6 protein-coding genes are annotated in these 15,506 nt (G+C 66.3%); 5 read left to right on the forward strand and 1 reads right to left on the reverse strand.

From position 1 onward, the window contains the following. The 4 genes from J0H39_19280 to fdrA form a co-directional block, all read left to right on the forward strand. A partial coding sequence (locus J0H39_19280) for a filamentous hemagglutinin N-terminal domain-containing protein (protein ID MBN9498902.1) occupies positions 1 to 8,580 on the forward strand: 8,580 nt, incomplete at its 5' end. A gap of 34 nt (positions 8,581 to 8,614) precedes the next feature. Further along, entirely contained in the window at positions 8,615 to 10,207 is a 1,593-nt protein-coding gene (locus J0H39_19285; GenBank protein ID MBN9498903.1) for an MBL fold metallo-hydrolase, read from the forward strand. A 33-nt stretch (positions 10,208 to 10,240) separates the two neighbouring features. Then, positions 10,241 to 11,650, forward strand: a complete 1,410-nt coding sequence (locus J0H39_19290) for a DUF1116 domain-containing protein (protein ID MBN9498904.1) — start codon at positions 10,241 to 10,243, stop codon at positions 11,648 to 11,650. Then, entirely contained in the window at positions 11,647 to 13,143 is a 1,497-nt protein-coding gene (fdrA, locus tag J0H39_19295) for an acyl-CoA synthetase FdrA (protein ID MBN9498905.1), read from the forward strand. The genes J0H39_19290 and fdrA overlap by 4 nt, the downstream gene beginning before the upstream one ends. Here fdrA and J0H39_19300 read toward each other — a convergent pair. After that, the gene (locus J0H39_19300) at positions 13,127 to 13,855 is read right to left on the reverse strand and encodes a DUF2877 domain-containing protein (protein ID MBN9498906.1); all 729 of its coding nucleotides are present in this window, start codon (positions 13,853 to 13,855) and stop codon (positions 13,127 to 13,129) included. The two genes, fdrA and J0H39_19300, sit on opposite strands and share 17 nt — an antisense overlap. 83 nt (positions 13,856 to 13,938) lie before the next feature. Here J0H39_19300 and J0H39_19305 point away from each other — a divergent pair, with 83 nt between their 5' ends. Then, positions 13,939 to 15,468, forward strand: a complete 1,530-nt coding sequence (locus J0H39_19305) for a cryptochrome/photolyase family protein (protein ID MBN9498907.1) — start codon at positions 13,939 to 13,941, stop codon at positions 15,466 to 15,468. Positions 15,469 to 15,506: the final 38 nt, after the last annotated feature.

A 15,506-nucleotide genomic window follows, 5' to 3' on the forward strand; every position in this document is an offset into this window, starting at 1 on the left:
CAGAGCTTCTCGATCGGGGCGGGCAATATCGTCCGCTTCATCCAGCCGGATAGCAGTTCGCTGGCGCTGAACCGCGTCATCGGCCCCGACCCGTCGATGATCTTCGGCTCGATCCAGGCCAATGGCCGGGTCGTGATCATGAACCCGGCAGGGATCTATTTCGGGCCGTCGGCGATGGTTGACGTGAACGGCCTGGTCGCGACCACGTCGCGCATGAACCAAGCCGATTTCCTCGCCGGCAATCTCAACTTCTCGATCGCCGGCGACGTCAACGCGCGCGTAATCAACGAAGGCTTCGTCAACGTCGCCCAAGGCGGCTTCGCCGTGCTGTCGGCGGCGGCCGTCGAAAACAAGGGCACGATCGTCGCGCAAGGCGGCACGGTGGTGCTGGCGGGCACGCCGACGTTTACGTTGGATTTCTTCGGCGACGGACTTTTGAAGTTCGCGTCCACCGGCACGGTCACCCAAGCGCCGGCCGGTGCGACCGCGCTGGTCGACAACTCGGGCACCGTTCAAGCGAATGGCGGGCGCGTGCTGATGACCGCGCGCGCGGCGCGCGACGTGATCAACAACGTGATCAACGTGACGGGCATCGTCGAGGCGCGCTCGGCGCGCATCGAGAACGGCGAGATCGTCATCGACGGCGGCGAGAACGGCACGACGGTCGTCGCGGGGCGCTTGGATGTGTCGGGCAACGAAGCGGACGCGAAGGGCGGCAATGTCACCGTGCTCGGCGGGCGCGTGGAACTCGCGGCGGGGACGGATATCCGCGCTTCGGGCGAAGCGGGCGGCGGCACGGTGCTGGCCGGCGGCGGCCAGCACGGCCAGGGCACGGCCTACAACGCGCAAACGCTTTACATGGACGCGGCGGCGGTCATCGCCGCGTCGGCCACGCTCAACGGCGATGGCGGCAAGGTCGTGCTGTGGGCGGACGACACGGCGCGCGTCGAAGGTTTCGCCGATACGGTGTCGGTCGATACGCGCGCGATCAACGGGCGCGACGGCACGCTGCTGATCGATCCGACGGATTTCACGATCGCCACCATCGGCGGCGACATGACGGCGCTGGCTTTCCTCGGCATCCTGGGCAGCAGCAACGTCACGATCGATTCGACGTCGGGCAGCTCCGGCACCGCGGGCAACATCAATATCGACGGCGCGATCGCCTATGTCGGGGGTGCGGCGCGCACGATCACCTTCAACGCGCTGGGCGGTATTTATTTCAATGCCGGTGTCACGTCGATCTCCGGCGCGTTGAGCATCGCGCTGCAGGCGGCGGGCAACGTGGTGGTCGGCGCCGGAATCAGCACCAATGGCGGCAGCCTGACCGCGGCGGGTTATAACGGCACGGGCTCGCTGGGCGGCAGCTTCACGAACACCGCCGCGATCAATGTCGGTGCCGGGAATGTCACGCTCAACACCATCGGCGGGATCGCGCTAGCCCAGTCGGTCACGTCGTCGGGCACGGTGACGCTGAACGCGGGCGCCGCGATCAGCCAGACCTACGGCATTCTCGGCACGCCCAGCCTCGTGGTCGGCGGTACGGGCGCGGTCACGCTCAACGAACTGACCAACACCTTCGCCAATATCACGCTGAACCGCGCGGGCACGACGACCAACGTATCGATCGTTACGTCGGTCTCGCCGAACCTCCAAGCCTCGACGCTCGGCACGGGCAGCTTCTATCTGGGCGGCGTCGGGTTCACGCAATCGGGCGCCGTCGTGCAGGACGCGCTGGCCGATAGTTTCACGATCCAGGGCAATACCGGGACCGTCACGCTGTCGCATAACAACTTCTTCACCGGCGACGTGACCGTGCTGGGCGGCACGATCAACGTCATGGCCGATCAGGTCTTCGATATCGCCTCGTCCGCCAATCTCAATCTGCTGTCGAACGGCAGCATCTACGTCGAGAACAGCCTGACTGCGATCGGTGCGGGCTCGATGAACATGATTTTCAACACGCGCTATGCCGGCGCTGCCTATGGCTCGATCTATATTCAGCCCGCAAGCAGCGACATCGATATCACCACCAATGGCGGCTACATCGTCATGGGCGGCGGCACGGGCGGCCTGACCAACGCGTTGCCGGGCGTGGCCCAAGCGGCGATCGGTGGCGGCGGTACGGCGCAAGGCATCGTGATCCAAGGCTACAACGACGGCGGGACGGCGCGCTCCGTTTCGATCGCGACCAACGGCGGCAATTTCTTCGCGCGCGGCACGGGTGCCACGAGCGGTGCGGCCCCCGCGGGCTTTTATATGTATTCGACCGCGGGCGGCGGCGCGGTCTCGATTGCGACGGGTGCCGGCAGTATCAACATCTACGGCCAGGGCGGGACGGGCAACGACGGCAGCGGCGTGTTCCTGCAGGGCAATTCGGGGGTCAATACCGCCACGCTGCAGACGACGACCGGCAATATCACCGTCACCGGCGTATCGGGCAGCGGCGCCAGTTCGCACGGTATTCTCGCGGCGTATTTCAGCGAGATCGAGACCGGATCCGGCACACTGACGCTGAACGGCAGTTCGGTCGGCAGCGGCTTTTCGCGCGGCCTTTGGAGCCTTGGCGTGATCGACGCGGGCTCGGGCGCCGGTTCGTCGATCATCGGCACATCGGTCGTCGAATACGGTATTTTGGCGATGCCGGGTGCGGATTGGCGCGTCGCCAACAGCACGTTGACGGCCGGCGGCACCAGCGCGGGTGCCGGTGCTGCGGGCGTCGGCATGGACGGAATCGCTTTCTCGGCTGGCAACGGGACCATCGACATCTCCGGCGAAGGCGGTTCCGGCGGAAACGGCATCAGTCTCAGCGGTGCCATCACCCTCGCGGGTGACGCCGTAAATTTGGTTTTCAATGGCACGGGCGCTGCGGGCGACATCGTCGTCAGCGGCACGATCACCACGACGTCGGCGACCGGCGCGCGCGCCGTTTCGTTGATTTCGACGGGCGATATCGACATCCAAGGCACGCCGGCGGCGGTCACGATCGGCGCCACGACCGGCGGCATGCTGAATTTCAGCGCCGATGCGGCCGGCGATCTGACGCTGGGCGGCAAGATCGTCACCGAAGGCGGCGGCGTCGGGCTGAACGCGGGAAGAAGCGCTTCGATCTACGCCGGGATCGAAACCTTCGGCGGGTATATCTCGATTTACGGCAACGCGACCGGCGGCAGCATCGCGGGCGCGAATTTCGCCGGTGCGGGCAACGGCGTCACGATCCATCAGCAGACGATGGACCAAGTCATCATCGACGCGGGCGGCGGCAATATCGACATCGCGGGCGTGGCCGGCGACACCGGCGGCTACAATATCGGCGTGTTGATGAACGGCGGCCAGGTGCAGACCACCGGCACGGGCGCCATCTCGATCAAGGGCAAGGGCGGTGCGGCCAACACCGATTTCCAGGTCGGCGTCTATATCAACGGCAGCACGTTCTTCGGCGGCGGCGCGTTCGCGTCGGGGGCCGGCGTCTCGGCCGGGACGGGCGGCCTCATCATCAACGGCGATGGCGGTACGACCGCCGGCGGCAATTCGAACTACGGCGTCGTCCTCGCCACGTCCTATGTCACGAGTGCGGGGTTCGTGAATATCGAGGCCACCGGCGGGGCGGGGGCGAGCGATTCGATCCTGCTCGCGGCGGGCACGGTGCAATCGACCGGTGCGGGCTACGACGACATTCTGCTGACCGGCCATGCGCCGGTGGGAACCGGCTACGGCATCAATTTCGCCGGCGGGTTCAGCGGCGACGGCAGCACCGTGACGGTCGGCGGCGCGTCGTTCCAGGGCAGTCTGTTCCTGCGTGCCGATTCGCTGTCGTCGACCGTGGGCACGCTCAATCTGTCGCACCAGCCGACCGGCGGCACGATCCAGTTCGAGACGCTGACTCCGTCGCTGGGCATCGGCGTCAACGGCGGCGACGCCAGCGGCGGGATGGCCGTGACCGCCGGCATTTTGGGCAGCATTACCGGTTTCGAAGCGCTGAAATTCGGCAATAGCAGCATGACCGGCGCTATCCAGATGGACTCGACCGATTTCAGCGCCTTCGCCGGTCTGTCGTCCATCAACGATTACATTGTGCAGACACAAGGCGTGTTCTATTCCAACACGCTGGACTTCGCCGCTAAGTCGGTCACGATCAATGCCGGTGGTGCCAGTGGCGGCGCGCTGACAAATATCGATCAGCTGACGCTGACGGGGGCGGGCTCCTTCACGGGCAACGTGGAGGCGACCTATCTCGCCATCGACAAGACCGGCACATCGGGCAGCGTCGATCTCACCGTTGCCGGCTCGGTCACGCTCGACCCATCGACGATGGGCAGCGGCACGCTGACGCTGAACGCCTTGAGCATCTCGCAAGCCGGCGCGCTGGTTCAGGACGCGAACGGCGGCAATGTCACGATGACGGCGACCGGTTCGATCACGCTCAATCTGGCCAACAATTTCACCGGCACGGCGATCACAATCGAAGGCGCGTCGGTCACGATCGGCGCCAATCAGTCTTTCACGCGTGGCGGCACGCAGACCGTCAATCTGACAGCGACCGCGGGTAACGTCTTGGTCAGCGGCGAACTGACCAAGTCGGGAACGGGTGGCGCTACTTTCAACATCGACGCCGCGGAAACCGCGTGGTTCGCCAATGCGGGCATTTACTCGGACGGCGGCAACATTAACGTGTGGGGCAACGCGCCCGGCGGCGACAACAATGTGGGCACGACCGCGGGCACCGCTTGGGGCGTTCGCATCGACGGCGCCAACGCGATCCTGTCGGCGGGTGCCGGCAATATCGAAATCGTCGGCAAGGGTGCGACCGATAGCGGCGCCGGCCAGCACGGCATCGTGATTCTGAACGGCGGTCGCGTCGAAACGGATTCGGGCTACATCATGCTGTCGGGGCGCGGCGGCGACGGCACGGGGGCGAGCGCACAGGGCATCATCGTTTTGCCGGGGGCGAGTATCGCGTCGCAATCCGGCTATATCGAGCTTTTCGGCTATGGCGGCGCCAACAGTTCGGGCGCGCACGGCATCGCGTTCGACGTCGGCGCTTCGATCAGCACCGCCACCGGCGCCTATATCCTGTTCGCGGGCCAAGGCTACAACGGCGGCACCGGCGTCATCGCCAATGGCTCCAACGCGATCGACGCGGGCACGGGCCAGATCGGGATCACGTCGAATAACGGCATCGCGTTCGACGGGGTGGCGTTATCCGGCACGGGTGGTGCTAGTTTCGACGGCGGCACGGGCAATATCGCGCTCAACAACGGCAGCAACAACATCGCGGGTACGGTCGGCTTCACGACGTCGGCGGGCAATGCCAGCTTCGTCAACGCCAATACCGGCACGCTGACGCTCGGCACGTCGAACGTGGCCGGATATCTGGCCGTCGCGACGGGCGGCGCCATCGATCAAGGCGCGTCGCCGATCCATGTGACCGGCGCCACCAACATCACGGCCGGCGACGCGATCCTGCTGACAAATCCCGACAATACATTCGGCGGCGCGGTTACGCTGACCAATAGCGGCGCTTCGAACAACGTCGCCATCTTCGCGACCAACGGGTTGACGGTCGATACCGTTACGACCCAGGGCAGCTTCACCGCGCTGACCGGCGGCGGAATTTTGACCCTGGCGGCGGCGAACAGCTTCGCCGCGGGCCAGAACGTCACGTTGACCGCGACCGGCGGCGGAGCGATCGAGATTAACGCCGCTCAGACATTGAATGGCGGGACGTTCACGGCCGACGGCGATGCGGGCGTGAACGTGACGGCGGATATTTCGACGTCGGGCGGAAACATCAATCTCTACGGCAACGCACCGGGCGGCGGCGCCTTCGGCGCCGTGACCGGCGCGTTCCACGGCGTTGCGATCGAGGGCAGCACCACGATCGTCGATGCGGGCGGCGGCAATATCGCGATCAAGGGTGCGGGCGGCGACACGGGCACCTATCATGGCGTGACGGTCCGCCTGGGCGCCGGGGTTCAGACATCGGGTGCCGGCACGATCACGATCGAAGGTCAGGGCGGCAGCGGCGCCACCGGATCGACGGGTGTCGAGTTCTATGACGGCGGCGCCTATGCCCAGACGCAGAACGGCGCGCTGACCATAACCGGTACCGGCGGCTCGGCCGGCTACGGCAATTTCGGCGTGGCGCTCGCCACGGCGGAGTTGCGCGCGATCGGTGCCGGCGCCATTTCCGTGACGGGCACGGGCGGCGGCTTGGGCAGCGTCGGCGTGCATGTCGGCGGCGGCGGCGCCACCAGCATCACGGCGATCGACGGCAATATCACGATCAACGCCACCGGCGGCGGCGCCAACGACAGCGGCGCCATCAGCTGGGGGTTGGAAGTCGGTGCGGGCGGCCAGATGGGTTCGATAACCACGTCGGGTGTGGGCAACATCGCGATCACCGCAACGGCGGGCGGCATTTCGGGCGACAACGACCGCCACGGCATGATCGTCGGCTCGGGCGGTTCCGTCATCACGCAGTTCGCGAACATTTCCATCGATGCGACCGGCGGTGCGGGCAGCGGCACCAATAATCACGGCCTCTATCTCGACGGCGGCAGCATCAGCGCGTTTGGCACATCCGCCGGAATCTCCATCCTGGCGGATTCGCTGGCCGCGGAAATCGGCTCGACGGTTTCCGCGCTCGGCACGGTGACGTTGGCGCCGCAGACGTCCGGCGCCGATATCGGCATCGGCGGCGGTTCGGGCGTGGTGCAGTTGCCGTCCGATCTTTCGATCATCAACGCCGGGACGTTGAAGATCGGCGACTCTTCGACCGGTCTGATCTCGGTCGGGGCGGGCGGGATTGCGCCGACCGGAATCGGGGCTCTCTATCTCCACGGCACGACGATCTTCCTCGACGGCGACATCACGCTGCCGATCGGCAATCTGACGCTGCACGGCTATTCGGGCGGCGTCGTTCAGAACACGGGCTCGTCGATCGACGTCAATAATTTGGTGTTGCGCGGTGCGGGCAACTTCACGCTCGACGGCGGCGGCTCGGGCTATAACGCGGTCAATTACGTCGCGGCCGACGTGACGGGAAATCTCACGCTGCGCACGCAATCGGTCTCGACCTACACGGACGCGGCGATTATCGCCGACGCGTCGGGCACGGTGAACGGCATTTCGGCGACCGGCGACCTGACCTGGACGTCGCAAAGCAGTATCGGTCAAGCGACGGGCGCCAACGTCGTCGTCGGCGGTTCGGTCAATTTGGAATCGATCGGCGGCGGCGTCACGCTTTTCGAGGCGGGCAACGTGTTTACCGGCTCCGTCGGCGCGGGCGCCTATGGCGGAGTGATCTCGTTGCGCGCCGGTTCGATCACGGTCGGCACGGGCGGCATCTACGCCGCCGGCAATATGATTTTGGCGACGACGAGCGGCGGGCTTCAGCAATCAACCGGCGCCCTGACGGCCGGCGGCGATTTCAACGCTTCGTCCGCCGACGGGATCATGCTGTCGAATTCGTCGAACACGGTGACGGGATATACGTTGCTGACGACCACAAGCGGCAATATCGATTGGACGCAGGCCAGCCCGATGAACATCGGATCGATCAATTCGGCGGGCACGCTGGATGTCAGCGTGACCGGCGGCTCGATCAGCCAAGTCGGCGCCGTTTCGGTCGTCGGCACTTCGAGCTTCACGGCGACAGGCGGCATTGCGTTGACCAACGCGAGCAACGCGTTCGGCGGCGCGCTGTCGTTGACGGCGACGTCCGGTTCGGCGTCGGTCACCAATTCCGGCGCGCTGACATTGGGCGATGTGACAGTCGGCGGCGCCTTGACGGTGACCGCGGGCGGCGCCCTCACGCAATTGGGCGCATCGTTCTTCAGCGCGGGCTCGACCAGCTTGTCGGCGACGGGCACGATGACGTTGACCGAAAGCGGCAACAATTTCGGCACGTCGCTGCTGCTGAACGGCGCTGGCGGTTCGCTCGACGGCACGGTCAACAGCCTGAGCGGTGCGGCCGCCGTTCCCGGCGTGACCGCGACGAGCAGCGGCTTCACCTTCGCGGGCGAGACGATCGCGAATTCTGGCGGCGGTGGCGGTGGCGGCGGCGGCAACGAGGGTACAACGACCAACACGGTCACGACCGAAACGCTGGCGCAGATCATCACCCAGATCCTGACATCGACGGTCGTGCAGCAATCGTCCTCGACCGCGTCGACCGACGCGACGACCGTCAACCCGGTGAGCCCGGCGGCCGTGCAGGCGATGCTGATCGCGATCCTGGCGGAAGCCGCGTCGCCCGCGGGCGGCACGGGCGGCGGCGAAACGCAAGGCGATGGCACCAACACGCAACAGGCCGGCGCACCCACCGGCACTGGCGGCCAGCCCGGCGCACCGACCGTCACGGCCGATGCGGGCACGTTCGGGGCGGGCACGACGATCACGATCAACACGTCGGGCGGTGCGGTGCAGTCGATCACCGTGACGCCGGTCGGCGGCGGCGCGCCGGTCACCATTCTGCCGGGTCTGCTCAACCTGACGCCGCCCGCGATCCCGACCGCGACCGCGACAGGCACGCCGGGTATTTCGGGCAATTTCCCGCTCGCCTGGGGCGGCCGATAAGCGGCCTTTCGCGTTTGGCGCTACACTCGCGCCGATGAACACCGATTCTTCGCTCGCTATTCGCTTTCACGGGGCCGCCGGCACCGTGACCGGTTCGTGCTTTCGCGTCGACGGCGGGGCCAAGCCCTTCCTTGTCGATTGCGGCATGGCGCAAGGGCCCAAAACCTTGCAAGGCCTCAACCGCCGCACCTTTCCCTTCGCGCCCGGCGATATCGGCGCGGTGGTGCTGACCCACGCGCATATCGATCATTCGGGGTTGCTGCCGCGATTGGTTGCCGAAGGATTCTACGGCCCGATCTTCGCGACACCGGCGACCTGCGATCTGCTGCAATGGATGCTGCGCGACGCCGCCGCGATTCAGGAAATGGAAACCGATCGCGCGGCCACGCGCCTGCACCGGCGCGGCCAAGGCGACATCTTGCCGCCGATCTATACCCGCGCCCATGCCGAAGCGGCGCTGGCGCAATTGCGTCCTGTGTCGCTCGACAAGGAACTCGCGCCCGTCGCGGGCGTCAAAGCGCGTTTCGGTCACGCGGGACATATTCTCGGGGCCGCCTGGGCGGCGATCGAAATCGCGGGCAAGCGCCTCGTCTTCTCCGGCGATTTGGGTCCGCGCGGCAAAACCCTGCAGCACGATGCCGCGCTGCCGCCCAAGGCCGATTTGCTGGTGATGGAGTCGACCTATGGTGGGCGCGAGCGGCCGCCGGAGGACGAGGAGTCGCGCCGCGCCAAGCTCGCCGCCGAAGTGCTCGACGCGCATCGCGCGGGCGGCAATCTGCTGATCCCCGCTTTCGCGGTCGAACGCACGCAGGAGCTGATCCACGATCTGCTGCTGCTCGCGCGCGAAAGCCGCATTCCCGCGATGCCGATTTACTTGGACTCGCCGCTCGCCTCGCGCGCGACCGAAGTCTTCGCGCGTTACGCGTCGACGCTGGAACCGGCACCCGATGGCGGCGCGCATTTCAAGGCGCCGCATTTGCGCGCCATCGAATCGGTGGCGGAGAGCAAGGCGCTCGCACGCATCCGGGGCGGCGCCATTCTGATCGCGGGATCGGGCATGTGCGAAGCCGGGCGGATCAAGCATCATTTGAAGGATCATCTCTGGCGCGCGGAATCGACATTGCTGTTCGTCGGCTATCAAGCGCCGGGCACGCTCGGCCGCTTGATTCGCGACGGCGTGGATCCCGTGCGCATCCATGGCGAGGAGCTTGCGGTGCGCGCGCGCATCCGCAATCTCGATTCCTATTCGGGCCATGCGGGGCAGGGCGATCTCGTGCGCTGGGCGCAGGCGGCGATCGGGTCCGCCACCCAAGTGGCGCTGGTGCATGGCGAACCCGACCAGCTCGACGCGTTGCGCGCGGCCCTCGCCGCTACGGGAATAGATGCCGCCCGGATCGCGATTCCCGATCTCGACGATTCGCTGGTCGCCGTTGATGCGGGCTGGCGGCTCGACCCCGCCCGGGACGGCAACGATCTGCGTGCGGCGGCCAAAGCGGGCCGCGATTGGCACAACGACTATGCCGGTACGATCCTGGCCGTGCGCAAGGCGCTGGAAGCCGCCCCGGACGATGCCGCGCGCGCGAAAATGCTGACGGAAATCCGCCGGAATCTGCCGCGCGGGGCTTGAAAACCGCGCCCGGACAGGGTCTTATCCGGCCTCATGTCAGGTCAATCTTTGCTCGCTTCGGGCCTTCGAATCGTCAATGTCGGGCTCGACGGTTTCGCGCGCGATCTTTCCCGCGCCGGCATTCCCGTTTCCCATGTCGATTGGGCCCCGCCCGCCAAGGGCGATGCGCGCTTGGCCGGTTTCCTCGCCAAGCTCGACGGCGATCCCGCAATCGACGCCGCGAACAAGGAAGCGCTCGCGCGCTTTCTGAAGGCCGAGCCCGTGCTGATCGACGTGGTGCGCGCCGATACGGTGCTGCAAGGCCTGGGCGATCGCACGATCTTGCATGCGGGGCCGCCGATCGAATGGGATCGGATGTGCGGGCCGTTGCGCGGCGCCATTCAGGGCGCGATCGTGCTCGAAGGCTGGGCGCCGGATCTGGAGGCGGCCGAGAAACTCGCCGCGTCGGGCGGAATCAAATTCGCGCCCAATCATCATTTCGGCGCCGTCGGCCCGATGACCGGCATGATCACGCGCTCGATGCCCGTGATGGTCGTCGAGAATCGCGGCTTCGGCAATCGCGCCTACTGCACGCTGAACGAGGGTCTGGGCAAGGTCATGCGCTTCGGCGGTAACGACGAAAGCGTGCTGACGCGTTTGCGCTGGCTCGCGTCGGATTTGGGGCCGGCCCTTGCCGCCGCGCTGAAACGGTCGGGCGGTTTGGCGTTGAAGCCGATCATCGCACGCGGGCTGTCGATGGGCGACGAGATGCATCAACGCAACGTCGCTTGCACCAGCCTGTTCGTGCGCACGATGGCGCCGTGGCTCGCGCGCGCCGTGCCGGATTCCGAGAAGCTCGCCAAGATCCTCGAATTCTGCGGCGGCAACGATCAGTTCTTCCTGAACGTCGCGATGGCGATGGGCAAGTCGATCGCCGATCCGGTGAAGGGCGTGGCGCATTCCACGCTCGTCACCGCGATGTGCCGCAACGGCACGGATTTCGGCATTCGCGTCGCCGCGACCGGCGATCGCTGGTTCGTGGCGCCGGTCGAACAGCCGCGCGGGTTGTATTTCCCCGGCTATACCGAAGCCGACGCCAATCCCGATATCGGCGATTCCGCGATCGTCGAAACGATCGGCCTGGGCGGCTTCGCGATGGCGGCCTCGCCCGCGGTCGCGGGCTTCGTCGGGGCGGGCTCCGCGTCCGAAGCGCTCGACATCACCCGTTCGATGGTCGACATCGCCGCCGGCCGCAATCCCGATTGGACGATCCCGGGCCTCGATTTCGCGGGCGTGCCCGTCGGCATCGATGTGCGCCGCGTGGTCGAAACCGGGATAGCACCCTTAATCAATACGGGCATCGCGCATCGCAAGCCCGGTATCGGCCAAGTGGGTGCCGGCACCGTGCGCGCGCCGTTGTCGTGTTTCGTGCAAGCGCTGGAAGCTTTGGCGGAGGGCAAATAATGAGCGTCCTCGCCAATCGCGTCCGCAAGGGCTTCTATCTCGACTCGGTCGCGCTGATGCGCCTGTCGCAATCGGTGTCGTCGTTGCCGGGTGTCGCCAGCGCGGCGATGATGATCGGTACGCCCAGCAATCTGCGCATCCTCGACGAGGCGGGTCTGCTCGATGCCGAAGGCAGCAAGGCCGGGCCGAACGATTTGGTCGTGGCTTTACGCGCCGGTTCCGCCGGCGAAGCGAAAGCGGCACTCGATGGTGCCGACAAGCTGTTGTCGCGCCCGCCGGAACAAGCGGGGCCGAAGGGGGCGCGCAATCCGCGTTCGATGGATGCCGCGATCGCGGCGTTGGGCGGCGCCAATCTCGCGCTGATCTCCGTGCCCGGCGCGTTCGCGGGGTCGGAAGCGCGCAAAGCATTGTCGCGCGGCCTCAACGTCATGATCTTCTCCGACAACATGCCCGTCGATGAAGAGCGCGCGTTGAAGCTGTTCGCGCGCGACACGGGCTTGCTGGTGATGGGCCCGGATTGCGGCACGGCGATGATCGCGGGTGTACCGCTCGCTTTCGCCAATGCGGTGCCGCAGGGCGAGATCGGCATCGTCGCCGCTTCGGGCACCGGTTTGCAGGAAGTCGCCACGCTGATCGCGCGCGCCGGGTTCGGCGTGTCGCACGGGATCGGCACGGGCGGGCGCGATCTGTCGGAGAAAGTCGGCGCGTTGACGACGCTGGCCGCACTCGACGCGCTCGATGCCGATCCGGCGACGAAGCGCATCGTGATTATTTCCAAGCCGCCCGCCGCGTCGGTCGCGAAGCTGGTGCTGGAACGCGTCGCCAAAAGCCCGAAGCCGCATGTGATCTGCTTCTTGGGTGCGGATACGCTCGACATGCCGAAGAACGCGCGCCTCGCCGCGACGCTGGAGGAGGCCGCCGCCTTGGCGAGCGGTCCAGTCCCCGACGCGTTCGATGCTGGCGCCGTCGCCGCCGAATGGAAGAAGCGTTTGCCCGCCTCGCGCCGTTTCGTGCGCGGCGTCTATTCGGGCGGCACGCTCTGCGCCGAAGCGCAAACGATCCTGCGCAAGGCGGGAGCCGCGTTCTGGTCGAACGCGCCGATCCCCGGTGCCGCCAAAGACAAACCCGCTTCCGGGCATGTGCTGATCGATTACGGGGCCGACGAATATACGCTGGGCCGGCCGCATCCGATGATCGACCCGACCTTGCGCGATGCCGGCATCGTCGCGGGATTGGACGATCCGAACGTCGCCGCGATTCTGGTCGATATCGTGATCGGCACGGGGGCGAACGACGATCCCGCCGAACACGCGGCCAATGCCGTTGCGGCCGCGAAGTCGCGCGATGCGGTCGTCATCGCCTGCGTCACCGGCACCGATCTCGACGCGCAGAACCGCGCGGCGCAAGTGCGCACGCTGGAGGAGGCGGGGATCGTCGTGGCACCGTCCAACGCCGCCGCCGCGCGTCTCGCGGTCGCTATCGCTGCGCGTTAGTCAGCGCAACGATCGCGCCGTCCATCGCATCCCAACCCGACGACGCGCCGATCCGGTCGAGCGACGCGAAATCGCCGCCCGTGACGAGATCGCGCAGGGCGTCGTGAAACGCGGCCGAACCTTCGCCGTCGGCGGCGGCAATCAAATGCGCTCGCGAGATATCGCTTGTCCGCTTGGGCGCGTGTTCGCGGATGAAGGCGGCGAGTTCGTCGGCGCGTGCCGCATGGCCGAAGACGCGGAGCGCGATCGCGGCGCCGCCCAGCGCGTCGTCGCCCGAGGGCGTCAGGCCCGGCCCCAACCCGATCAAGTCGCGGCACGAATCGAGCGTTGCCATCCCCCCTGCCCATCGGTTTAGGGCGGCGAGCCCGGCGGCGAACGCATTGTCCCAAACGCCATCGCGTTTCGCAGGTCGCATTGCCGTTGCGCGTGCCAGCCCGGCGTGAAGATCGGCGTCGCGCCATGCGGGCAAGGGCGGCGGCGTCCAGATCGGTGCCGGCGCAAGCGCGAATATGTCGGGCAAATCGGGCAAGGCGCCGGCCAAGCGCGCTTGCACCGCGCCGTCGCCCAGTTCGGCGGCGACCACGCAGACGATCCGGCCCGCCGAATCCCGCGCATACACCGAACGCTCGAATCGCGCGAACACGGTCAAGGCGCCGGCGGCTTGCGCCGCGATCCGGCCGAGCGTCGAAGGCGTGATTTTCTCAGTATTCACGGGAATTCCCGGAGGAAATGAACCGGCAGCGCGGGCAGAGCGTAACGAAGCACGCAACGCCGTTCTACAACCCGCCGGTCCCGATGATCCAGACCCTCCGCTTCGTCCTGGGCGACCAATTGACCCGCAGCCTTTCGTCGCTGCGCGATCTCGATCCGGTACAGGACATCGTGCTGATGGTCGAAGTCGGCGCCGAAACGACCTATGTGCGCCATCACAAGCAGAAAATCGCTTTCGTGCTCGCGGCGATGCGCGGTTTCGCAAAGTCGCTCGCGGATGAGGGGATCCGCGTCGATTACGTGAAGCTCGACGATCCCGCGAACACGCATAGTTTCACCGGCGAACTGAAGCGTGCCGTCGCGCGGCACAAGCCCGCGCGGATCGTTGCGACCGAGCCCGGCGAATATCGCGTATTGGACATGATGCGCGCTTGGTCGCGCATGAACGATTTGCCGGTCGAAATCCGCGACGACGATCGCTTCTTCTGTTCGCGCGCCGAATTCGCTGCATGGGCGGCGAATCGCAAATCCTTGCGCATGGAATTCTTCTACCGGGAGATGCGGCGCAAGACCGGCTATCTGATGCAAGGCGAGGCCCCCGTCGGCGGGGCGTGGAACTTCGATTCCGAGAACCGGAAAACGCTGCCGCGCGGGCACCGCGTGCCCGTCCGGCGGCGCCCGGCCGTCGATCCGGCGCTGCGCGCGGTGCTCGATCTCGTCGCCGCGCGCTTCGGCGATCATTTCGGCGATTTGGAGCCGTTCGCTTGGGCGACGGATCGCGCCGGCGCGCTGGCGGCGTTGCGCGAATTCATCGGCGAAAGATTGCATCTGTTCGGCGATTATCAGGACGCGATGAAATCGGGCGAGGATTTCGTCTATCACGCCGTCATCTCGCCTTATCTCAACGCGGGCCTGTTGAGCGCACGCGAAGTGTGCGACGCCGCCGTCAACGCGTGGCGCGACGGCACGGCGCCGCTCAACGCCGTCGAAGGTTTTTTGCGCCAAATCCTGGGCTGGCGCGAATTCGTGCGCGGCATCTATTGGACGCGCATGCCCGATTATGCCGCGACAAACTATCTGAACGCGCGGCGCCGTTTGCCGGAATTCTTCTGGTCCGGCGATACCAAGATGAATTGCCTTCGCGAAACCATCGGCGCCACGCGCCGCAACGCCTATGCGCATCACATCCAGCGCTTGATGATCGCGGGCAATTTCGCGCTGCTCGCGGGCATCGCACCGGCCGAAATCGAAGAATGGTATTTGATCGTCTATGCCGACGCGTATGATTGGGTCGAATTGCCCAACGTGCACGGCATGGTGCTGCATGCCGATGGCGGCGTGCTCGGCTCCAAACCCTACGCCGCATCTAGCGCTTATATCGATCGCATGTCGGATTACTGCAAGACATGCGTCTATGATCGGCGCAAACGCGTGGGCGAAGGGGCTTGCCCTTTCAATTTCCTCTACTGGAATTTTTTGATCGAGAACGAGCCCAAGCTTGCGCGTAATCCACGCATTGCGATGCCGTATCGCACGCTCGGCGCGATGACGCCGACGGAACGCGAGTCGCTACGCGCGGCAGCGTCGGCATTCTTCGAGTCGCTGGGACTTTGAATTCGCGCCGCCGCGGCCTTTTTTGGGCGCGCGAGGGA

The organism is Alphaproteobacteria bacterium (genome assembly GCA_017308135.1).
Classification (GTDB): domain Bacteria; phylum Pseudomonadota; class Alphaproteobacteria; order CACIAM-22H2; family CACIAM-22H2; genus Tagaea.

Bases quoted from the DNA above. Each gene is read 5' to 3' on its own strand.
- J0H39_19285 (MBN9498903.1), top strand. From the start codon at position 8,615: ATGAACACCGATTCTTCGCTCGCTATTCGCTTTCACGGGGCCGCCGGC.
- J0H39_19290 (MBN9498904.1), top strand. From the start codon at position 10,241: ATGTCAGGTCAATCTTTGCTCGCTTCGGGCCTTCGAATCGTCAATGTC.
- J0H39_19305 (MBN9498907.1), top strand. From the start codon at position 13,939: ATGATCCAGACCCTCCGCTTCGTCCTGGGCGACCAATTGACCCGCAGC.